Here is a 21,461-nt window from a genome sequence, read left to right on the forward strand (position 1 = left end):
TAAAACAAATCTTCGGAGAGGAAATATCCGGGAAATCCGGACTTTTTATGCGACAAATTGGATCGCCGGTTGCTTTTACAGACATTTTTCCTACCTTTGCGCCTTCTTTTTACACATATATATAATGTACGTATGATTTCTATAGACGGACTTACAGTAGAGTTTGGTGGAAGCGCCCTCTTTTCTGATATATCTTTCGTGATTAACGAGAAGGACCGGATCGCCCTGATGGGGAAAAACGGTGCGGGCAAATCGACTTTGCTCAAAATACTTGCCGGGACACGCGAACCGACACGCGGAAAAGTGTCGGCTCCCAAAGATACGGTGATCGCTTACCTGCCCCAGCACTTGATGACGGAAGACGGCCGGACGGTTTTTGAAGAAACGGCACAGGCCTTCGCCCACCTGCATGAGATGGAAGCGGAGATCGAGGCGATCAACAAGGAACTGGAGACACGGACCGACTACGAATCGGACAGTTATATGGAGCTGATCGAGCGTGTCTCGACACTCAGCGAGAAGTTTTATTCGATCGAAGAGATCAACTATGATGCCGATATCGAGAAAACATTGCTCGGACTGGGATTCAAGCGCGACGACTTCGGGCGGCAGACCAGCGAGTTCAGCGGCGGATGGCGCATGCGTATCGAGCTGGCAAAGTTGCTGTTGAAGAAACCCGACGTGCTGCTGCTGGACGAGCCGACCAACCATCTGGACATCGAATCGATCCAGTGGCTCGAAGACTTCCTGATCGACAACGGACAGGCGGTGGTTGTGATCAGCCACGACCGCGCGTTTGTCGACCATATCACCACCCGTACGATCGAGGTCACGATGGGCCGCATCTATGACTACAAGGTGAATTACAGCAGTTACCTGCAACTCCGCCAGGAACGCCGCGTACAGCAGCAGAAAGCCTTCGACGAGCAGCAGAAGATGATTGCCGAAACAAGGGAATTTATCGAACGTTTCAAAGGTACATACTCCAAGACCCTGCAGGTGCAGAGCCGCGTCAAGATGCTTGAAAAACTTGAGATACTGGAGGTGGACGAGGAAGACACTTCGGCACTTCGCCTGAAATTCCCACCCTCTCCCCGCTCCGGCAACTATCCGGTGATCGTGGAGGACGTGGCAAAGGCGTATGGCGACCATGTGGTGTTCCGCAACGCCAACCTGACCATCGAACGGGGCGACAAGATCGCTTTCGTAGGGAAAAACGGTGAAGGAAAATCCACCCTCGTGAAATGTATCATGAAAGAGATCGAACACGACGGCACACTGACGATCGGGCATAACGTGATGATCGGCTATTTTGCGCAGAACCAGGCTTCGATGCTGGACGAGAACCTGACGGTTTTCCAGACCATCGACGACGTGGCGGTGGGCGATATCCGCAACAAGATCAAGGACTTGCTGGGCGCGTTCATGTTCGGCGGCGAAAATTCAGCCAAGAAGGTGAAGGTTCTGTCGGGAGGCGAGCGCACACGTCTGGCGATGATCAAGCTGCTGCTCGAACCGGTCAACCTGCTGATCCTCGACGAGCCGACGAATCACCTGGACATGAAAACGAAAGACATCCTGAAACAGGCGTTGCTCGACTTCGACGGTACGCTGATCGTGGTGTCGCACGACCGTGACTTCCTCGACGGCTTGGTAACCAAAGTCTACGAGTTCGGCAACCAGCGGGTGACGGAACATCTGGAAGGCATCTACGAATTCCTGCAACGGAAGAAGATGGAAAACCTGAACGAGTTGGAGAGAAACCAGAAGAAATAAAACGCTCCGCCACGAAGGTGTGCGGAGAAGAGACAAGCGAGCAACAGGCGGCCGTCCGCAGAGCAGCCGACCTATCTCCTGAAAAGGATGCATGCTTTTCCGAAAAAGGGTGCATGCTTTTTCAAAAGAGGATGCACCCTTTTTATCGAAAGGGCGCATCCTTTTTTTCGCGAGTTTAAATCTTCACTCCGAAAGTGAGCATGAGGTCGTAAGTGGCGCGGTTCACGTCGTCATGATAGCTATAATGCGTGCGCCGCGAGAAATAGCGGTTCGAGAGCGCGATATTCCATTTTTTCCCGGAGAAATAAACCAGCTTGATGCCCATCACCGTCAGGCGTGAATGCCCTTTGTCGCCCTGTACGCTGAAGGTATTCGGGTCGACCGTACTCAAATCGATGTCCGGATTGTAACCTTTCCAGGTAAAGATATGGTAGTTCTCCATATTCAGCAGAAACGACCAGTGCCTGTTGTAAGTCAACCCCGTGAAAGCCTTCACACTGTAACCGCTTCCCATATTGTAATCGCGTTCGTCGAGGCGGAAATAATCGGACGAGCCACCGCCCAGGGCGACACCGTTCACATAAAATTCGCCGTAAGCATCCACCTTGTCACTCGGTTCCGACCGTTTGTAATAGATCAGGCCGCCACCCACCGCTGCCGCTTCCGAGATGCGGTAAGGGGAAACCTTGTCGCCCTCGCTGTCGCGCAGCTGCGAGTCATAATAGTCAAAATGCTGGAAGATACCTGCCGTCAACGTGCGCGGCCCTTTCTCCCACACCCGCTTTCCCCACAGGGCGCCGATGGCATTCACCTGGGTGATGACGGGCTGACTGGAGAAGAAATCGAAACCGGCACGCAGTTGGAACCACTCGTAGGGCGAATAGAACTCATCTTCAAACGGGTCGCCATAATCCAGCCGCAGCGACAGGTGCATACTGGTCGTGCCATGCTTCGAATGCTCCTGTTCAGCCAGGAAACGGGGACCGGCACTCACGATAAAGTTCACGGGCACAAACGAATAGGTACGGCCTTTGTGCGGACGATGACGCCACGCCTCACCTGTTATCAGACGGTTGATGCCGCGCACGGGCGATATCAGTCCCGAAAGGATCTCGCGCCCGACACGCTCGGCTCCCGAGGTACGGTCGTCGATGAAAAGGTCGGACAGACGGTAGGTGATCTCGCCCAGTTCCACGCCACCGAACGTAGTGGCCATCAGGTCGTTGATGGAGGGCGGCTCCGCCTCCATGAAGAACTCCCACATCAGACTTCCTCCGGCGGCGAAGGGAATGGATTGCCAGAAGTTCATCCCATTACTACGGGCAGCATTGAAATACAACGATCCATGATAAGGATGCGCCACCAGGTTGGTAGAGAATTTATCCGTGTCCCAGACGGGACCTGTCTTGAAATTGTTCTTGATCGTACGGCCATTGATGCGGGCGAAGTCTTCGTTCATCGCAAAACGGTCGAAGGCCCAGATCGCCATGTTCAGGCCAAACACCTCACCGGCTGCCAGCCAAGGCTTCTTGGGCATAAAGGTGGTCGAGTCGCTCACGTAATTTCTTGTATCCATTTTTGGGAAGTGCTGCGCCCGAATCCATTGGGTCGAAAACAGAGCCAGCACCCCTATCCAAATAAACTTTTTCATTTTTTTCAATCTTGTGCCTTAAAGACTAATCAACTAACTCATGCAAACTTATACATAATTAACAGTATGGAACTCGTTTGGTTTAAATTATTCTTAGGTTGTGTTGCTAGAAACAGACACAATTCAAAGGAAATACTTACTTTTGCAGAAAAAAACAAAATGATAGATTTCATTACCTTTTGCGACTACACCGGAACGTTCGCCTTCGCAATTAGTGGGATCAGACTAGCTTCTGCCAAACAATTTGATTGGTTTGGCGCCTATGTGGTCGGGCTGGTGACGGCCGTCGGAGGCGGTACGATACGCGATATCCTGCTGAACGCGACTCCTTTCTGGATGGAGCAGACTTCTTATTTAACAGTTTCGGCTCTCGCCTTATTATTTGTTATCATCTTCCGGAAATATGTGATCCGGCTGAATAATACCTTTTTCATATTCGACGCCATCGGCCTGGGGCTGTTCGGCGTGGTCGGGATCGCCAAAACACTCGAATTCGGCTTCCCCATGTGGGTGGCAATCGTGATGGGAACGATCACAGGGTCGTTCGGAGGTATGATGCGTGACATATTGATCAACGAGGAACCGCTGATCTTCCGGAAAGATATCTATGCCCTGGCGTGCGTGTTCGGCGGAGGCGTATATTATTTATGTATGCTTGCCGGGCTGAATCCCTCCATCACCCAGTTCGCGGCGGCGCTGGGCATATTCCTGGCACGTATTATAGCCGTAAAATATCACATAAGCGTTCCCGTATTGAAGGGAGAAGAATAAATTTATTACCTTTGCATTATGACAGTAAATATGAATGATCAGCGAGATAAGGCCTCCATCCTGCTCATCTACACAGGCGGAACAATCGGTATGATTGAAAACCCCGAAACCGGAGTATTAGAATCATTTAATTTCCAGCATCTTAGAGACAATATGCCGGAATTGAAGAAGCTCGGTTACGCGGTTTCGACCTATCAGTTCGACCCGGTGCTCGACTCGTCGGAGATGGGCCCCGACTCCTGGATGAAGATCGTGAAGATCATCGCAGACAATTATGCGAAATACGACGGCTTCGTGGTGCTGCATGGCACGGATACGATGTCGTTTACCGCCTCTGCCTTGAGTTTCATGCTCGAAAACCTGAGCAAGCCGGTCATCTTCACTGGTTCGCAGTTGCCCATCGGCATGTTGCGGACGGACGGGAAGGAAAACCTGATCACGGCGATCGAAATAGCTGCTGCCAAGGAAAACGGCGTACCGATCGTACCCGAAGTCTGCATCTTCTTTGAAAACGACCTGTTGCGCGGCAACCGGACAAGCAAGATCAATGCGGACAATTTCAACGCATTCCGTTCATACAATTACCCGGCGTTGGCGCATGCCGGTATCTATATCAAATATGACACAGGCCAGATTTATCACCCTGTTTCGCGCAAACCGCTGAAACCCCACTATCTGCTCGACCGCAACATAGCGATCCTGAAGCTGTTTCCCGGCATCTCGCCGCAAGTGGTGGAAAGCATCCTCAATATTCCCGACCTGAAAGGGGTCGTGATGGAAACCTTCGGCAGCGGAAACGCTCCGAGCTACGACTGGTTCCTGAAGATGCTCAAAGAGGCGGTCGACCGTGGTATCGTGATCGTAAATGTAACCCAGTGTTGCGCCGGAAGCGTTGAGATGCACCGATACGAAACGGGCCATAAATTACTGGAAGCCGGCGTTATAAGCGGGTTCGACAGCACAACGGAAAGTGCCGTCGCCAAGCTGATGTTCCTTTTCGGCCACGGACTTTCTCCGGAGGAAGTGAAGGACCACATGAACTGCTCGCTGATCGGGGAAGTGACAATCCCTGATACGTTCCGTTCCTGAATATACTATGTAAAACAGAATGAGCCGCGAGGCGGAATAGAAAAACATGAAACTATCATTTCTTAGCTTAGCAAGTGGAAGCAGTGGTAACTGCTATTATCTGGGTACTCCCGAGTTCGGGATACTGATTGATGCTGGTATCGGAATACGTACCATAAAGAAGGTGTTGAAAGATAAGGCGATCGACTTTTCTAAAATCGTGGCTGTCCTGATAACCCACGACCACGCCGATCATATAAAGACGGTAGGTTGCCTGGGAGAGAAAATGAACATTCCGGTATATTCTACCGCCGCCGTCCACCGGGGGATCGAAAAGAGCCGCTATGTGGAGGAAACCTTGATCGGTTCGCGCCGGATCATCGAGAAGGAAGTGCCTTTCTCGATACGCGATTTCCTGATCACCGCCTTTGAAGTTCCGCACGACAGCACCGACAACGTCGGCTATTATATCGAGTATGGCGATCATAAGTTCACCTTCGCTACCGACGTGGGCCATATCACGGATACGGTCAGTCATTACATGCGGCTGGCGACCCATCTCATCATCGAAGCGAACTATGACGAGGAAATGTTGAAGTTCGGCACCTACCCCGCTTTCCTGAAAGAGCGTGTAGCAAGTCCGACCGGCCACCTGAGCAACCGCGAAGCTGCCGAATTCCTGGCCGCCAACTACGACCCCAAACTGAAGGATATCTGGTTGTGCCACCTCAGCCGCGACAATAATCATCCGGAGCTAGCCTATAAAACCGTCGATATCCGCCTTTTCCAGGAGGGTGTTCGTGTCGGCAAAGATGTCTCACTTATAGCACTTAAGCGTACGACTCCGTCTGATATATTTGAATTCGAGTAAAATTTAGTCAGAAAAAAGCGACAAAAAAATTTGCAAAGAAAAATTAAACCCCTATCTTTGCACCCGCAATCGAGAAACAAAGATCACGATCAGGAAACGAAGATAGCAACAGATTGACTTGGTAGCTCAGTTGGTAGAGCAAATGACTCTTAATCATTGGGTCGAGGGTTCGAGCCCCTCCCAGGTCACTCCAAGATACCAACATCGACTTGGTAGCTCAGTTGGTAGAGCAAATGACTCTTAATCATTGGGTCGAGGGTTCGAGCCCCTCCCAGGTCACTTAAAAAGAATTACATTCTTATTCTGAAAGCCTTTCGTAAATAAACTACGAAAGGTTTTTCTTTTTTATGAAAAGATAAAAAACGCATCTATTTTTTTTGCATACAATACAAAGAGAATCAAGCAGAAACAACCGCATTCAAATATAAAAAACTTGAAAATAACAAATCAAAAACAATCTAAATCATCTGTCAAATGAAAAAAATTCTGACAACACTGCTACTGGCATTCATTACCCTGTGTACCGTAAATGCCCAACTACCTTATTCAAAACTACTCGGACTCAGCGAAGATGGCTTAAAAGAAGGACATTTCAAGTACGACAAAAATAAAAACCAGTATGTCCTCAAAAAAAGTAACGGACTTAACAGTACCATGAACGTCCTTAGTGCGATAAACGGACAAACGGCAGACATCAAACCTCATCCTGATGATTATGTCATCGTTCTGCAAGAAGGAAAAGAGAAAGTATCTTCATTAACTGTCGTTTTCTATAAAGACGAAACATTCCACGAAATACAAACATGGTTGGCCGATAATAATATCGATGTACTGGAAACCAGTTCCGGAAAACTGACCATGCAGAAATTTAATTATGAAGATTACGCCGTCGAGTTGGACATTGAAAAGGTGGGAGTAAGCACGACTACAGGAAATACGGCTGCTTTGGCTAAGTCGATCGACGAATCCTATAACATATATACCTATACAATATATACAGGTGTACTTCCCTACTCTAAATGGCATGAAAAACAGGCTGGCAAAAAGGCCAAAAGAGATGAAAAAGGGAAAAAGAAAGATCTGGATGATTTAATGTAAAAACATCACCGATGCCAATTACAGGATATTTAGTTTGTATTTGCATCAGTTATTATTTACTGTAACATTTGTTACATTTTTAAATAGAAGTATCGTGTACCTTTGTTCCAAATTATTTAAGAATTAAAATATGGAACAGTTACATGCACACGAAGTCCTTTTCATGATGGAAGGAAATAGTTATTCGGAAGCCAGCCTGCGGGAAGCTATCATCGGGAAATTTGGCCGGGAACAACGTTTTTATGCTTGTTCGGCTGAAAATATGAATGTGGATGAGTTGATCGAATTCCTGAAACAAAAAGGGAAATTCATGCCGAAGGATGATGGTTTCACTGTGGATATCACGAAGGTTTGCAGCCACTAAAAAGATTTCTTCGGAATGAGAATCACACTTTTTCTGATTAAATAGATAATACTATTTAATACGGCAAATAAAAACCGCCCCATTCTCACGAACAGGGCGGATGTTTGCCCACTAAAGGGCTTGGGATACAACGTTATTAGATATGAGGATTAACGTTATAGAGTAAAAAGTATGATTTCACCAATTACATTGAATTCATAAAAAAATTAGTTAGTCCAATCAACTACAAAATCAACGCCGGGGTCCTCTCTTGTACCCTGCGGCTCCTTAGGGATTTCCCAATCCGTAATAAAAGCACCTGTATAATCAGATCCGTAACCTGCCTCCTGGGTTTTATCGTCGCCGTCAGCAGGCTTTTTACAATTCCATACCGGTGAAGCACCACGTTTGCGTCTTGCAAGGCAAACGGCATACACTGATCTCTGTCTTCTTTTGTTCCCTCCACCCTTCCGGGGGAAGAAATTAGTTTCAGCACCAAAATATTCAACTCCAATCATCTATAAATAAATTTTCTCAAGTGACCCTGGTAAGAGTTTTTTTAACTCTGATGTAAAGGTATCCTACCGAATGTATTGTTTTGCACCCATCTCCAACTATTTTATTTACGAAATTTATAAATGTGGGGCATCGCTTAGCCGGAATACTCCAAAAATGCCAAAACGGGAGAGTGGAAAGAAAAAATACTCCTTTTCTATCAAAGCTGACTGTTTGTTGATAAAATCAGCTTATTTTGCAACGGCTGGCAGAAACGGAGGAAATACGCCTCCAACATTTCGCATCCGCCTGTTGTTGTATTGATACAAAAAGAAAGAAAATGAAGAATAAGACACACCAAAAAAGAGTCGCAGCCATACACGACATTTCCGGCTTCGGAAAATGCTCGCTGACGGTAGCGTTACCCATTTTATCGGCCGCAGGAATCGAGACCTCGGCGCTCCCCACAGCCATCCTCTCCACCCATACCGGAGGAATCAGCGGATACACCTACAGGGACCTGACCGACGATATGCACCCGATCATGCAGCACTGGAAGTCGCTCGGCATACCATTTGACGCCATCTATACCGGCTATCTCGGATCGTTCGAGCAGCTGGACATCGTAAAGGAGTTCTTCGACACCTTCCGCAGAAACGGCAACCTGATACTGGTCGACCCCGTGATGGGCGACAACGGCGAGCTCTACACCAGCTTCACCCGCCAGTTTGCCGCCGGAATGAGGGCGCTCTGCCAGAAAGCGGACATCATCGTGCCCAACCTGACCGAGGCCGCCTTGCTGCTGGACGAGCCTTATCAGCCGGGACCTTATACGCACGCCTACATCGAAAGTATGCTGCACAAGCTGGCTGACCTCGGACCGAAACAGGTGGTCCTGACAGGCGTTTATTTCAAAGATGACGAGCTGGGCGCAGCTACCTACGACCGGACGACGAATGCGGTGGACTATGCCTTCACCAAGAAAGTGCCCGGCTATTACCACGGGACGGGCGACGTGTTCGCAAGCGCCTTGCTGGCCGCCTTGCTGAACGGCTTCACCCTGATCGGAGCGGCCGCTATCGCCGTGCATTTCACCGCCGAAAGCATCCGCCGCACCTATGAAGCAAAGACAGACTACCGCTTCGGTGTTAATTTTGAAGAAAGTTTTCCCGACTTTCTAAAAGAACTGAAACTCATATAAATAGTTTCGATTTTATTTTTCATCTTTGCGCTATTATAATAAAGTATAAACTTGAAACCGCCGATATTACAGATATGAGTAAAGTAAAAATTGCTATTTCCGGAATAGGAGCTGTAGGAGGCTATTACGGTGGGTTGCTGGCAGCCTACTATCAGAACTCGGAAAACGTGGATATCTTCTTCATTTCACGGGGCGAAAACCTGCAGGTTATCAGAAAAGACGGATTAGAAATAAAGAAATCATTTAAGAAAATAAACGCCCGTCCGACGCTGGCCACCGACGATCCGGCAGAGATCGGCCCGGTAGACTACCTGTTCTGCTGCACCAAAAGTTACGACCTGGAGGATAATATCCGGAGCCTTGCCCCGGCGATCGGTCCCGACACCGTGATCATCCCGCTGCTCAACGGCGCGAATATCTCCGAACGGATACAGCAGGTGTTGCCCGGCAACAAGGTATGGAAAGGCTGCGTTTACATCGGCTCGCGGCTCGTCGCCCCCGGCTATGTACAAAAGTTCACGCTGAAGGACCGTCTGTTCTTCGGACTCAACGGCAAGGACAAGGAAAAACAAGCCGAGTTGCAGAAAATACTTAGCAGCGCACGCATCCTGTCGACCAATCCGGACGACATAGACTTCGAGATCTGGAAGAAATTCTTTATGATCTCTACGGCCGCTACGGTCACCTCCTATTTCAACGAGACGATCAACGAAGTGATAGACAAGCACATCGACCTGTTCATCACCCTGGGATACGAACTCCAAAGCGTAATAGAGGCCAAAGGGATCAAACTGCCGGAAGACATCGTTTTCTCGTCGATCAAGTCGCAGCAGATGATGCCGAACGGTTCGACCACCTCCATGCACAGCGATTTCAGACGCGGAAGCAAGACCGAAATAGAGACGCTGACCGGCTACGTGATACGCGAAGCGGAGGCGCTGGGGCTGGAAGTCCCAACCTACCAGTTCATGTACAAAGGGCTGACCCAATTCCCCTATCCCCGCTAAGGTTCACGGAGAACGTCCGGACAGCCTGACAAAACAAAAGGGAACGCAGACAACGCAAAATACGCAGAGAAGTGCAGGTATCATATTGATCGGTAATCAAATATCCTGCAAGACTCTGCGTATTCTATTTTATCTGCGTTCCCTGAAATCTGTTTTCAGAAAGACGCATACCGTTTTTCCCGAAAGATCAGCCGATATAAGTTTCCATAAACTTCGCATTCGGAGCCGGCGAGATCGTCACCACTTCCGTATCAGCCGGGATCAGCACGGTCTGCCCCTGGTGGATAAAGACCTCGTTCCCCTTATTGTCGCGGATGGAAGCCTTGCCCTCCATACATATATATACGACAAACGAATCGAGTTCGGAGAAGTCGCGCACCATCATCGTATCCAGGTCGAGCAGGTTGGTCGTGAAATACTTGCAGTTGGCAAGCTCGACCGTAGCGTTGGTATGCGCCTTGTAATGCGTGCGGTAGTCGGGAAGCGTCGTATAGTCGATCGCATCCTTAGCCAGTTCGGTGTGCAGCTCGCGCCCGTTGCCGTTGGCGTCCTTGCGGTCGTAGTCGTATATGCGGTAAGTGATGTTGCTGGTCTGCTGTATCTCGGCGATGAAGCACCCGGCACCGATGGCATGCACGCGTCCGGCAGGCAGGAAGAAAACATCGCCCGGAGAGACTTCATAGCGCTGCAAAACATCCATGATGGTGTTGTCGCCTACCCGTTTCACATACTCGTCCGCGTCGATCTGCTGCGAGAAACCGGAGTAAAGCCCCGCGCCCTTTTCGGCCTTTATCACGTACCACATTTCCGTCTTTCCGAAAGAGTGATGCCGTTTCATGGCCAGTTCGTCATCCGGATGCACCTGGATAGAGAGGTCATCGCGGGCGTCGATAAACTTGATGAGCAGGGGGAAGGTGGAACCGAATTGCTCCATCACCTTCTCACCCAGCAACTGCTTGCCGTAGGTACGGATCAGTTCGTCGAGCGATTTGCCTTCCTGTTCGCCGTTATCGACGATCGAATAGTTTCCTTCCACATGAGAAAGTTCCCAGCTTTCGCCGATACCTTCTTCTACTGGCGTGATGCCCTTGAACGGGCAGATGTCTGCGCCTCCCCAAATGATCTTCTTGAGGATAGGCTTAAATGTCATTGGATATAACATAACTGTGTTTTTGTTGTTTGGTTATTTCTTTACTTTTACTTTTCTCAGTACAACAGCACTACGTGCCGGAATGTACAGTTTCAACCACTCTTTTTTCTCTTTTTTATACAAAGGGTCAAATTGTGTGAAATGATGTACCGAATCGTCCGCGATGCCGAAGCCTCCGAAACGGGTAGCATCGGTGTTCAAAACCACCTCATACTCGCCTTGGGGCACAAGGAAGCCGTAATCGGTATAGGATTTTGAAGGACTGAAATTGAAGACGAACACGAGGTCTTTGCGCATATAGGCCAGGATCTGGTCGCCATCGCTGTCCCACACCTTCTGTATCGGGGTGGACTGGAAATTCTTCACGCTGCGGATCAACTCGATCATCTCGCGGTCGAAATCGCCGAGGTAGTGGTATTTCAAATCCATGTTGTCTACCAGCTCCCACTGGCGGCGTGCGTACTTGCATGACCAGCCGTTGCCCTCGCGCGGGAAATCGATCCACTCCGGATGCCCGAACTCGTTGCCCATAAAGTTGAGGTAGCCGCCGTTGATGGTCGAAGCCGTCACAAGGCGTATCATCTTATGGAGTGCCACACCACGTTCGACCACGAAGTTACGGTCGTCCTTCTGCATATGCCAGTACATATCCGCATCTATCAGGCGGAAGATGATGGTCTTATCTCCTACCAGCGCCTGGTCGTGGCTTTCGGCGTAACTGATCGTCTTTTCGTCGGCCCTGCGGTTGGTCGTCTCCCACCAGATGGAGGAAGGATGCCAGTCCTCGTCTTTCTTCTCCTTGATCGTCTTGATCCAGTAGTCGGGAATGTTCATCGCCATGCGATAGTCGAAGCCATAGCCGCCGTCTTCATATTTGGCTGCCAGTCCGGGCATGCCGCTCACTTCCTCGGCGATGGTGATGGCATTTTTATTCACTTCGTGTATCAGTTTGTTGGCAAGGGTAAGGTAAGCGATCGCGTCGCCGTCTTGATGCCCGTTGAAGTAGTCGCCGTAATTGCAGAAAGCCTCGCCCAACCCGTGGCTGTAGTAAAGCATCGAGGTGACACCGTCGAAACGGAAACCGTCGAACTTATACTCTTCGAGCCAGAATTTACAGTTGGAAAGCAGGAAATGCAGCACCTCGTTCTTACCATAGTCGAAGCACAGCGAGTCCCAGGCCGGATGCTCGCGGCGTGAACCGCTGAGGAAATACTGGTTGTAGGAGCCGTCGAAACGTCCGAGGCCCTCCACCTCATTCTTGACAGCATGGCTGTGCACGATGTCCATGATCACCGCAATACCCATCCCGTGCGCATCGTCGATCAACTGTTTCAGCTCTTCGGGCGTGCCGAAACGCGACGAAGCGGCGAAGAAGCTGCTGACATGGTAGCCGAAGGAGCCGTAATAAGGATGCTCCTGGATAGCCATGATCTGGATGGCGTTGTAGCCTTCGCGGGCGATGCGGGGCAGAACGTTGCGGCGGAACTCATCGTACGAGCCGACCTTTTCCTCGTTCGTCGACATGCCGATATGACATTCGTAGATGAGGAGCGGGGCGGTATCGGGTTTGAAACGCTTGTTCTTGAACACATACGGCGTAGCCGGGTTCCAGACCTGTGCGCTGAATATCTTCGTCGTGTCGTCCTGTACGACGCGCCGTATCCATGCCGGGATGCGTTCGCCGCTGCCCCCGTCCCACTCGACCAGCAGCTTGAACAGGTCTTCGTGGTGCAACAGATCTTCTTCGAGAGCAATCTCCCAGACGCCATATCCCTGGCGTCTCATTTTATATCGTTCTTCTTTTTTCCAGTCGTTGAATGTACCGATCAGGTAGATGGCCGTGGCGTTCGGGGCCCATTCGCGGAATACCCAGCCCTTGTTGGTCTTGTGCAAACCGAAGTACAGATATCCGGAAGCCATTTCCGACAAGGTTTGTTTTCCTTTGTTCGTCAGGCTCCTTTCCTTATCAATCACGTATTGATACCGTCCTTCTATCGCCTCTTTATAAGGGGCAAGCCAAGGGTCATTCTTTATTAGATTCAGAGACTCCATGATTTATTTGAGATTGGTTTAGCGCAAAGATAAAAGAAAAAAACATACTGTATTGATATTCCCGGGATATTTCTTAATTTTGCGTCAAACCCCATATAACATATGAGTAAAGGAACAAAGAGTATTGCCTTTTATTTTATAATGATCCTGGTTTTTGGTTCATTAATGTATCTGATCGCCAAAGAAGGAGAAAGACAACAGATTGAAAGCGCCATCACTGCTGCCTACGACGCCCCGAAAGACCTTGGTGAAGGTTTTTCTTTGTTCTGGGAGCTGATGACGCACCATATACAGTCGCCCATCGGAATATTATTGTTGCAGATCATCACGATCCTGCTGACCTGCCGCCTGTTCGGATGGTTGTTCCAGCGGATCGGGCAGCCGACGGTGATCGGCGAGATCGTGGCGGGTATCGTGCTGGGCCCCTCGGTGCTGGGGCATCTCATGCCCGAAGTTTCGGGGTTCCTCTTCCCGGTCGAGTCGCTCGCCAACATCACCATCCTGAGCCAGTTCGGGCTGATCCTGTTTATGTTTGCCATCGGTATGGAGCTGGATATCACCGAGGTACGGAAGAAGCTGAAGGAAACGATCCTGATCAGCCATACGAGCACCATCGTGCCCTTCTTCTGCGGGATGCTTACCGCCTACTTCGTCTACGACACCTATGCAGATAAAAGCACCCCCTTCCTATCGTTCGCCCTGTTTATCGGTATCGCCATGAGTATCACCGCCTTCCCTGTGCTGGCACGCATCATACAGGAGAAGGGACTGACGCGGACGCATCTGGGGACGATCTCGCTCGCCAGCGCCGCCAACGGCGACATCACGGCCTGGTGCCTGCTGGCTGTCGTGATCGCCATCGCACAGGCGGGCACGATGCTGAGTGCGATCTACAACATTCTCTTCTCGATGCTTTACATCGCTTTCATGTTCTTCGCCGTCCGTCCGTTCCTGAAGATGATCGGGCATATCTATCATAACAAAGAAGTGATCGACAAGGGTCTGGTCGCCTTTATGTTCCTCCTCCTGATCATCTCGGCTTACCTGACGGAGATGCTGGGGCTGCATGCGCTGTTCGGTGCGTTCATCGCGGGCGTGGTGATGCCGAGCAACGTGAAGTTCCGCAAGATCATGACCGAGAAGGTGGAAGACGTCTCGCTGGCGTTGTTCCTGCCGTTGTTCTTCGTCTCGACGGGGTTGCGCACGGAGATCGGGCTGCTCAACAGTCCGGAGCTGTGGTGGATGTGCGGGGTGTTCATCGTGGTGGCCATCGTCGGTAAGTTCGGCGGGGCGATGTTCTCCGCCCGTTTCGTGGGCGAGAGCTGGAAAGACAGTTTATATATCGGCGCGCTGATGAATACGCGCGGACTGATGGAGCTGGTAGTGCTTACCATCGGTTACGAAATGCATATCCTCCCCCCCTCCATTTTCGTGATGCTGGTGCTGATGACGTTGGTAACGACGTTTATGACGATCCCGCTGGTTTCGTTCATCAAGTTCTGCTTCCAGACGCGCGAGAAGATCAAAGAATACAAGGCGGTAGACGTGGCCGACGGCACCTACAAGGTGTTGCTCTCGTTCGGACGCGCGGGTAACGGGCAGATCATGCTCGACGTGGCGTACCAGATGTTTGCCCACCGCCGCCACCAGGTAGACCTTACGGCACTCCATCTCACCGTCGGCTCGGACGTGAACCCGCTCCACACCGACAACTTCGAGGAAGTGAGCTTCGGCCCTATCCTTTACGGAGCGAAAAAGCTGGGGATCAACATCGAAACGCGCTACGAGGTGTCGAACAACGCCGGACAGGATATCACGGACATCGTCAACACGGAGGGTTTCGACTTCCTGCTCGTGGGCTCGGGCATCTCGATGAGCAACCAGCCTGACGACATCGAGGCGAACCGTTACCGCACGTCGTTCTACAACCGTTTCTTCCGCCGTTTCAAAGCACCCGAATCGTGGTTTTACCCCGGCGCGCTGCTGAAAGACAAGACGAAGATGTTTATCGGGAAAAGCAATTGCGACGTGGGCGTATTCGTGAACCGGGGATTCGTGAAGGCGAGCAATGTGATCGTGGTGATCGACTCGGAGAAGGATCTCTTCCTCCTGGATTATACCTCGACGTTGCTCAAGACGACCCACGGCTCGGCTAGCATCCTCGACCGCAGCAGCTCGACGACGCCGGGCAGCGAGAAGATACAGTATGCCATCCGCCAGTTCACCGAATCGGCCAAGCAGGCGAACCTGCTGGCGGAAAAAGACATGACACCGGCTATTTTCAACGGCTACAACTTCATGCTGATCAGTTACGATAGCTGGAACGACGTCTCCGAACACCGCCGCGAAGCGTTGCAGAAGATGCCGTCGACGCTGATCCTGAACCATAAGGAACGGACAGAGGAATAAAAGAGGGCTTCCAACAGAAAAAATAAATAAAACTATGGAACTATACACACAAAACTATGGGATTTATATATGCATAGAAACAGGCTGAAAAAGGGCCTGAAAAGATGAAAAGCCACAGGGCGCATGCTGGAAAAAAAGCATGCGCCCTATTTTTTAAAAGGGTGCGGGCTTTTTCCAAAAAGGATGCATGCTCTTTTCGGAAAGAGTGCACCCTTTTTGGGCAAAAGGATGCGGGCTTTCAGGGCGGTCGTCCTCTATATACTGTTTTTAGGGAAGAATGCCGCGATATTTCCCCCTCTTCCGCCCCGGAAACAGACCGCTCCGGAACCGGCCGCCGGAAACAGACGAAAACGTTTGATTATCATAGCAGTTGAAAATTATGACGCACTACTTGCAAATATTACAATTTACAAGTGGAAAACTTGTATATTCCGTTCAAATTCAGACGGTTTTAGCATACAAATATTAATAGTGAGGCTGCATCATTAATATTAGTAAAATAATTAGTTTTTTATAAAGTATAAGTTTATTTTTGTATTGTATTAGTTGTTGAATTACAGCTATTAACCGACTTATAAACATTCAAAAAGTTAAAATTATGAATGGGATACAATTTCAACAAAAATTATTGGGCTTACAAGAGAACATGATGAATTTCGCTCTTATGCTCACAGCAAACCGGGACGATGCCCAGGATTTATTGCAAGATACAGCACTTAAGGTTTTAGATAATCAGGATAAATTCGTTGACAACGTTAATTTCAAAGGTTGGGTTCTGACCGTCATGCGTAACATTTTCATCAACAACTACCACAAGGTGGTACGCGTGCAGACGGTGGTAGACTCCAGCGCAGACCTTTACAACCTGGACGTGGCCAACGACTCCGGTTTCGACTCGCCTGAAAAGGCATACAACATTCAGGAGATCACGAAAGTAATCAACGCCTTGAATGACGACCTGAAAATGCCGTTCTCCATGTTCGTCAGCGGCTACAAGTACAACGAGATAGCCGAAAAGCTCAATCTTCCGCTCGGAACAGTCAAAAGCCGTATCTTCTTCGCCCGGCAGGAACTACAGAAGAAGTTGCAGGATTTCAGATGATAAAATTCAAAAAGTCAAGTCCTAAATAACCGTAAAAAGTTATTTAGGACTTACTTTTTTCCCCCTACCTTTCTCAAAAATAACCTATCCCGATTCATACGTGAAATCAAACAGAGGTACTGCACCGGGAAACCGGAAGATAAAAGTTTTTTTCCCGCCTGCCACATTCACCACACAGGAGATTGCCCCCAATATACGGAACAACCTCCTTTAGAAGTAATTTATTTAACAGGAACTAGAATGTCACATCAATCCCTCCCATAAACACAGCCTTGGGCATCGGATAACCATCGTTGATGGAATAGCGGGTGGCCGTCAGATTCTCTCCTTTTACAAACAGCTTCAACCCTTTATCCTGTGAGCCGAAACGATAAGAGGCACGAGCGTTCAGTACCGTATAGTCTTCCTTTCTATTATCTTCCGGCTTATTCCCTACATTTGTATACAGGTCAAAAATAGATTGCACACTCAGATTAAATGTAAAGCGTCCGGGCATATAGGTAGCACTGGCATAAAATTTATGGGCAGGGGCGGCTACTATATCTTTGTTCATATACAGGTAACTGTAGTTCATATCCACGTTCAAGTTGTTCAGAATCTGATAACCGGCTTCAAACTCGACACCCTTATTATAAAAACGCCCGATATTCGACATCTGACGGTCTACAACAGAGATCATATCTTTACCTTCAATATAAAAAGCTGTCAGTTCGGCATGCAGGCGATTATCGAGTAGATATTGCCCGACGGATAACTCATAACTCAGCATACTTTCCGGCTTCAGATCCGGATTCGCTTTTGAATAAGGGAGATATGAGATATACAATTCACGCAACGTCGGACTCCTGTAGCCTTTTGAAAAAGATCCTTTGATCGTATTTCCTTCAAACGGACGGAGTGCAAATCCCGCCTGTGGCACCCATTCGTTGCCATAAACACTGCTATGTTCATAACGCACACCGGCATTCAGGCTCAGGATATCAAATAAATCCTGCTGCATGATTGCATAACCGGCCACCTCGTTCACCGATTTCTTGACAATCTCTCCGATCGGTCCGTTAATCGAATCGTTCCAGGCATGCCCTCCCCAATTCTTATAATCGACACCGGCTGTAAACGTATTTCCTTCCACCAAGCGGAAAGACTGGTATAGTTGTACCCCCGTGTTATGGTCGTCGGAATAGAAAAGGAACTCGCGAGGATCGGCATTTACCGCATGCCCGTCGTTGATTTTATGGTGGCCCCAGTTATAAAAAACGCGCAGGGCACCGCTTGTCTTCTCATGGTGATTCTCCAAAGCGAACGAGGTTGTACCACGAAGGATATGCATATCATGGTCTAACAACGGGCTCGTGATCGTCCCGGGGTCTTCGGTATTGTACTTGGCCAGGCTCAAATTGCCGGTAACCTTATATTGGTTGTTGATACGGTATCCGAGGTTGGCAAAACCGTTGGTGATATTAAATTTGGAATCCGGCCTATGCCCATCCGAACGATCATGGTTCAAAGAGATGAAACTGCTGAAATTTCCTATGTTATAGCCGTTGTTAACCATGTATTTCTGTGTATTGTAAGAACCGAACATCACTCGGGCCTGCGTACGGCGGCCTTGCTGTTTATGCTGCCGGGTTATAATGTTGACCACGCCACCCATCGCATTCGATCCATACAACAACGAACCCGGCCCGCGGATCACCTCCACCCTTTCAATATCAGAAGCCACATAAGTATCCGGCAGGGAATGTCCGAAAACGCCTGCCCACTGCGGCTGGCCGTCAAACAGCATTAGTACCTTACTCCCTTGCCCTACCCCGCGGATGTTCACGGTTCCCGCCGATCCGGTAGAAACCCCGAAGCCAGTCACACCCTTCTCGGTCACAAACAACCCGGGAACCCGCTCCGATAGAACCGGCAGTAAAGCCGATTCGCTACTTGCTTCTATCTGATCCCGGTCTATCACCGAGACAGTCAGCGGGACACTGTTACGGTTCACCTGTATCTTATTCGCAGATACGACAACACCCTGCAGATTAATCAGACTATCTATTTCCATTGGTTCGACAGGTTCGGTTGCATAAGCTGTCGCTCCTGCCAACAATCCTGAAATAAGTAAAAATCCTTTCTTCATAATTTATTCTTGTATAATGTAAAATCGTCCCCATCGGTAACACAAAATAATCAAATCGTGTTACCTTTCGAGCAAAAAAAATAGACTTAATCCGCCCGACTCATCACCAATTTGCCGTGTTTAATTCCCTTGATAGCAGTCAGTTTATCCGACAATTCAGTCAGGCGATGGGCGGTTCCCATCACAGTAACGATGTGAAGGCAGAAATTCTGATTGACATAATATTGGGAAGAAGACAGTATCGCATCCTGATAGTCCTGCTGGATGCTTACGATCTTTGCAGAAATAGCCTTCTTTTCCTGGTCGTACATGATAATAATTGTGCCGGCCACGATGTGATTGCATTGCCATTTCTTCTCAGCCACGTTCTTTTCTATCAGGAAGCGGATGGCCTGCGAGCGGTTGGCAAAGCCATTCTCGTCCACATACTGATCCAGCGATTCCAACAGGTTGTCTTCCAAAGAGACGCCAAAACGTTTTATCGACATATAGTGCTTCATTTATTTTGAGCGGTAAATATACTATTTTATTACCGGTACAAAGATAATTTGTCTAAAAAGAAATAATGTAATATAAATTACAGATATTATTACCAGTATTACTGATTTCACAAAAAACGGGAGTCACATTCCTGCAACTCCCGTCCTCATTACCTCATACTCTAACTATAATCTAATAACTCTGTGTTATCAATCTAATAACGTTGTATCCTTTAAAAGTTTCTTCCGGTGTCCCACCACAGGCGGGTTCCGCAATTGTCTGCACCACCTAAAGCCGTTACTAAAGCAGCATACTGATCAGGATTGGCGGTTTTGATGCCGACAAAGAAATTCAACCTGCGCGGGCCCAGCTTCGAGTCGATCGTACCCTGGCTGTCGTTCACCAGAACCGGGAACAACTTAGGATAACCCGTACGTCTCTGTTCGGCCCAGGCTTCGCAACCTTCCGGGAAGCAGGCGATCCATTTCTGGGTGATGATTTTTTCCAGCTTCTCCTCATTCGTTGCAGCATTATCCCATGCCGGAGTGACGGTACCTACCGCTTTTGCGTTGAAAGAGGCATCGAAAGCATCCAGATAGTCTTTCGGAGTTTTCGTACTTTCCAGGTAAGTAGCCACCTCTTTAGCACCCCACTGGGCAAAAGAAGCCTTGACGCCATTTTCGTAACAAGAGCCCGGATTTTCAGAAGACCAGCCTCTCAAAGCAGCTTCTGCACGCAGGAACCATACTTCGGCTGCCGTCATCAGGACCGCATCGGTTGTCTGTGCGACGGTACTCTTTGAATGCTTGCTGTAATTTTTATGTTTGAAACCTGTACCCTGGCGGATTCCTTTGTAGGTACCCTTTACCGGAACGATCTCAGTGCCTTCGCCACCGGCCGCTTTATCGAAGTACTTCGGCAAGCGGGGATCTTCATAACCTCCCATATAGGATTCCATGTTCGCGTTCAGGAATACTTCGCCCCATCCTTTATTGATCTCACCAAACGGATTATTGTAACCGGTGCCATCGGTAGAAACAGCCACGATATCGTTGTCGTCTTCCAGCAAACCACCTGCATCCGCGAATGCTTTCTTCGCTTCTGCGGCAGCCAGCTGAGGATCGGCCATAGCGATACGGACAGCCAGACGGAGGCGCAGCGAGTTAGCGAACTTGATCCATTCGGAATAGGTCCGTTTGCCTTGCGGCATCAGGATATCGAACTTCGCGAAGTTCTCCACATCCGGATGAGCTTCCATGTAAGCGCGGATCAAACCGATCCCGTTATCGAGGTCTTCAAAGAAAGCCTTATAGGCAGCAGCCTGCGTATCCGGCATGGAACCGGTCTTCGATCCGAACTGTGTATAGACAACAGGGCCGTACAAATCGGAGACGCGATGTATCAATTCCACCTTCAGAATCTGGGTGATCCCGTAGAAAGAAGGATAATCCTTTTCTGTCAGGTCCTCGGATTTCTGTATCTCCGTCATGATATACCCGTAGGTATTTTCCCAAAACGAGCCGTTCCATCCGTCCTGCATGTTGTAGGTTGTGTTCGCACGGCCTTCGTTAAACGGGTTGAAGTCGTGCACATAACCGGAAAACATATCGGCACTCAGGTTCTGCATAACCTGGAAAGGCCAGTTTTTACCACCACCCCAGTCGTAATTGAAGTAAATGCCCTGCTGAACAACTCCCAGAGGAATCCCGTATTTATTGAACTCCTGCTCCTTCGACTTGTCCGGGAAACCGGCCTGGTTCGTATTATAAGATTCAAAATCATCCGTACAAGCTGAAAAACCGATCAATCCGCCCAGAAAAATTGCGGCTATATATTTATAATTCTTTTTCATAATATAC

Annotated in this window: 17 protein-coding genes and 2 tRNA genes; 12 read left to right on the top strand and 7 right to left on the bottom strand. The window is 49.1% G+C overall.

The features are described from left to right. The first annotated feature begins 132 nt into the window (after window positions 1–132). Window positions 133–1,776: an ABC-F family ATP-binding cassette domain-containing protein gene (locus IEY67_RS23805; protein ID WP_122354043.1), complete on the top strand. Its 1,644-nt coding sequence runs from the start codon at window positions 133–135 to the stop codon at window positions 1,774–1,776. A gap of 175 nt (window positions 1,777–1,951) precedes the next feature. Here the strand turns inward: IEY67_RS23805 and IEY67_RS23810 are convergent, their stop codons facing one another. Next, window positions 1,952–3,427, bottom strand: coding sequence for a DUF3943 domain-containing protein (locus IEY67_RS23810; RefSeq protein WP_122374513.1), 1,476 nt, complete (start codon window positions 3,425–3,427; stop codon window positions 1,952–1,954). Between the two features lie 159 nt (window positions 3,428–3,586). Between IEY67_RS23810 and IEY67_RS23815 the strand changes: the two genes are divergently transcribed. The 7 genes from IEY67_RS23815 (at window position 3,587) to IEY67_RS23845 (ending at window position 7,599) form a co-directional block, all read left to right on the top strand. Then, on the top strand, window positions 3,587–4,198 hold the full coding sequence (locus IEY67_RS23815) for a trimeric intracellular cation channel family protein (RefSeq protein ID WP_122354045.1): 612 nt from the start codon (window positions 3,587–3,589) through the stop codon (window positions 4,196–4,198). Window positions 4,199–4,228: 30 nt separating this feature from the next. Next, complete coding sequence (locus tag IEY67_RS23820) at window positions 4,229–5,287, top strand: asparaginase (protein ID WP_370449275.1); 1,059 nt, start codon at window positions 4,229–4,231, stop codon at window positions 5,285–5,287. Window positions 5,288–5,333: 46 nt separating this feature from the next. Beyond that, window positions 5,334–6,137 carry an MBL fold metallo-hydrolase gene (locus IEY67_RS23825; RefSeq protein WP_122354047.1) on the top strand — a complete coding sequence of 268 codons (804 nt, stop codon included), beginning with the start codon at window positions 5,334–5,336 and terminating at the stop codon, window positions 6,135–6,137. 115 nt (window positions 6,138–6,252) lie between these two features. Beyond that, window positions 6,253–6,325 (top strand) — tRNA-Lys (locus IEY67_RS23830). 18 nt (window positions 6,326–6,343) lie between these two features. Then, a tRNA-Lys gene (locus tag IEY67_RS23835) sits at window positions 6,344–6,416 on the top strand. A gap of 195 nt (window positions 6,417–6,611) precedes the next feature. Then, a complete protein-coding gene (locus IEY67_RS23840) occupies window positions 6,612–7,235 on the top strand; it encodes a hypothetical protein (RefSeq protein ID WP_183671753.1) in 624 nt (207 codons plus the stop codon). 130 nt (window positions 7,236–7,365) lie between these two features. Further along, window positions 7,366–7,599, top strand: a complete 234-nt coding sequence (locus IEY67_RS23845; protein ID WP_122354048.1) for a YecH family metal-binding protein — start codon at window positions 7,366–7,368, stop codon at window positions 7,597–7,599. Between the two features lie 206 nt (window positions 7,600–7,805). On the opposite strand, the gene IEY67_RS23850 is transcribed toward IEY67_RS23845, so the two are convergent. Further along, on the bottom strand, window positions 7,806–8,096 hold the full coding sequence (locus tag IEY67_RS23850) for a hypothetical protein (protein WP_221267812.1): 291 nt from the start codon (window positions 8,094–8,096) through the stop codon (window positions 7,806–7,808). Between the two features lie 317 nt (window positions 8,097–8,413). Between IEY67_RS23850 and IEY67_RS23855 the strand changes: the two genes are divergently transcribed. Further along, window positions 8,414–9,274, top strand: a complete 861-nt coding sequence (locus IEY67_RS23855; RefSeq protein ID WP_183671754.1) for a pyridoxamine kinase — start codon at window positions 8,414–8,416, stop codon at window positions 9,272–9,274. 74 nt (window positions 9,275–9,348) lie between these two features. Beyond that, window positions 9,349–10,281, top strand: a complete 933-nt coding sequence (locus IEY67_RS23860) for a ketopantoate reductase family protein (protein WP_183671755.1) — start codon at window positions 9,349–9,351, stop codon at window positions 10,279–10,281. A 187-nt stretch (window positions 10,282–10,468) separates the two neighbouring features. Here IEY67_RS23860 and IEY67_RS23865 read toward each other — a convergent pair whose 3' ends face one another. Both IEY67_RS23865 and IEY67_RS23870 read right to left on the bottom strand, forming a co-directional pair. Beyond that, a complete protein-coding gene (locus IEY67_RS23865; protein ID WP_183671756.1) occupies window positions 10,469–11,443 on the bottom strand; it encodes a type I phosphomannose isomerase catalytic subunit in 975 nt (324 codons plus the stop codon). A 21-nt stretch (window positions 11,444–11,464) separates the two neighbouring features. Next, window positions 11,465–13,483 (bottom strand): alpha amylase C-terminal domain-containing protein, encoded by a 2,019-nt coding sequence (locus tag IEY67_RS23870; RefSeq protein WP_122354052.1) that lies wholly within the window; start codon window positions 13,481–13,483, stop codon window positions 11,465–11,467. Between the two features lie 102 nt (window positions 13,484–13,585). Here IEY67_RS23870 and IEY67_RS23875 point away from each other — a divergent pair, with 102 nt between their 5' ends. Beyond that, window positions 13,586–15,892 (top strand): cation:proton antiporter, encoded by a 2,307-nt coding sequence (locus IEY67_RS23875; RefSeq protein ID WP_122354053.1) that lies wholly within the window; start codon window positions 13,586–13,588, stop codon window positions 15,890–15,892. Window positions 15,893–16,490: 598 nt separating this feature from the next. After that, on the top strand, window positions 16,491–16,994 hold the full coding sequence (locus tag IEY67_RS23880; RefSeq protein WP_122354055.1) for an RNA polymerase sigma factor: 504 nt from the start codon (window positions 16,491–16,493) through the stop codon (window positions 16,992–16,994). A 235-nt stretch (window positions 16,995–17,229) separates the two neighbouring features. Here the strand turns inward: IEY67_RS23880 and IEY67_RS23885 are convergent, their stop codons facing one another. The 3 genes from IEY67_RS23885 to IEY67_RS23895 all read right to left on the bottom strand — a co-directional run bounded on the left by IEY67_RS23885 (window position 17,230) and on the right by IEY67_RS23895 (window position 21,454). Then, window positions 17,230–19,122 carry a TonB-dependent receptor plug domain-containing protein gene (locus IEY67_RS23885; RefSeq protein ID WP_183671757.1) on the bottom strand — a complete coding sequence of 631 codons (1,893 nt, stop codon included), beginning with the start codon at window positions 19,120–19,122 and terminating at the stop codon, window positions 17,230–17,232. 86 nt (window positions 19,123–19,208) lie between these two features. Continuing rightward, entirely contained in the window at window positions 19,209–19,610 is a 402-nt protein-coding gene (gene nikR / locus IEY67_RS23890) for a nickel-responsive transcriptional regulator NikR (protein ID WP_122354057.1), read from the bottom strand. Window positions 19,611–19,834: 224 nt separating this feature from the next. Next, window positions 19,835–21,454, bottom strand: coding sequence for a SusD/RagB family nutrient-binding outer membrane lipoprotein (locus IEY67_RS23895; RefSeq protein WP_183671758.1), 1,620 nt, complete (start codon window positions 21,452–21,454; stop codon window positions 19,835–19,837). Between the last annotated feature and the right edge of the window lie 7 nt (window positions 21,455–21,461).

Origin of the sequence: Parabacteroides faecis, assembly GCF_014647375.1 — a bacterium.
In the GTDB taxonomy this organism is placed as follows: domain Bacteria; phylum Bacteroidota; class Bacteroidia; order Bacteroidales; family Tannerellaceae; genus Parabacteroides; species Parabacteroides faecis.

Bases quoted from the DNA above. Each gene is read 5' to 3' on its own strand.
- IEY67_RS23845 (WP_122354048.1), top strand. From the start codon at position 7,366: ATGGAACAGTTACATGCACACGAAGTCCTTTTCATGATGGAAGGAAAT.
- IEY67_RS23840 (WP_183671753.1), top strand. From the start codon at position 6,612: ATGAAAAAAATTCTGACAACACTGCTACTGGCATTCATTACCCTGTGT.
- IEY67_RS23815 (WP_122354045.1), top strand. From the start codon at position 3,587: ATGATAGATTTCATTACCTTTTGCGACTACACCGGAACGTTCGCCTTC.
- IEY67_RS23895 (WP_183671758.1), bottom strand. From the start codon at position 21,454: ATGAAAAAGAATTATAAATATATAGCCGCAATTTTTCTGGGCGGATTG.
- IEY67_RS23820 (WP_370449275.1), top strand. From the start codon at position 4,229: ATGAATGATCAGCGAGATAAGGCCTCCATCCTGCTCATCTACACAGGC.
- IEY67_RS23865 (WP_183671756.1), bottom strand. From the start codon at position 11,443: ATGTTATATCCAATGACATTTAAGCCTATCCTCAAGAAGATCATTTGG.
- IEY67_RS23825 (WP_122354047.1), top strand. From the start codon at position 5,334: ATGAAACTATCATTTCTTAGCTTAGCAAGTGGAAGCAGTGGTAACTGC.
- IEY67_RS23870 (WP_122354052.1), bottom strand. From the start codon at position 13,483: ATGGAGTCTCTGAATCTAATAAAGAATGACCCTTGGCTTGCCCCTTAT.
- IEY67_RS23860 (WP_183671755.1), top strand. From the start codon at position 9,349: ATGAGTAAAGTAAAAATTGCTATTTCCGGAATAGGAGCTGTAGGAGGC.
- IEY67_RS23805 (WP_122354043.1), top strand. From the start codon at position 133: ATGATTTCTATAGACGGACTTACAGTAGAGTTTGGTGGAAGCGCCCTC.
- IEY67_RS23850 (WP_221267812.1), bottom strand. From the start codon at position 8,096: ATGATTGGAGTTGAATATTTTGGTGCTGAAACTAATTTCTTCCCCCGG.
- IEY67_RS23880 (WP_122354055.1), top strand. From the start codon at position 16,491: ATGAATGGGATACAATTTCAACAAAAATTATTGGGCTTACAAGAGAAC.
- IEY67_RS23810 (WP_122374513.1), bottom strand. From the start codon at position 3,427: ATGAAAAAGTTTATTTGGATAGGGGTGCTGGCTCTGTTTTCGACCCAA.
- nikR (WP_122354057.1), bottom strand. From the start codon at position 19,610: ATGTCGATAAAACGTTTTGGCGTCTCTTTGGAAGACAACCTGTTGGAA.
- IEY67_RS23855 (WP_183671754.1), top strand. From the start codon at position 8,414: ATGAAGAATAAGACACACCAAAAAAGAGTCGCAGCCATACACGACATT.
- IEY67_RS23875 (WP_122354053.1), top strand. From the start codon at position 13,586: ATGAGTAAAGGAACAAAGAGTATTGCCTTTTATTTTATAATGATCCTG.
- IEY67_RS23885 (WP_183671757.1), bottom strand. From the start codon at position 19,122: ATGAAGAAAGGATTTTTACTTATTTCAGGATTGTTGGCAGGAGCGACA.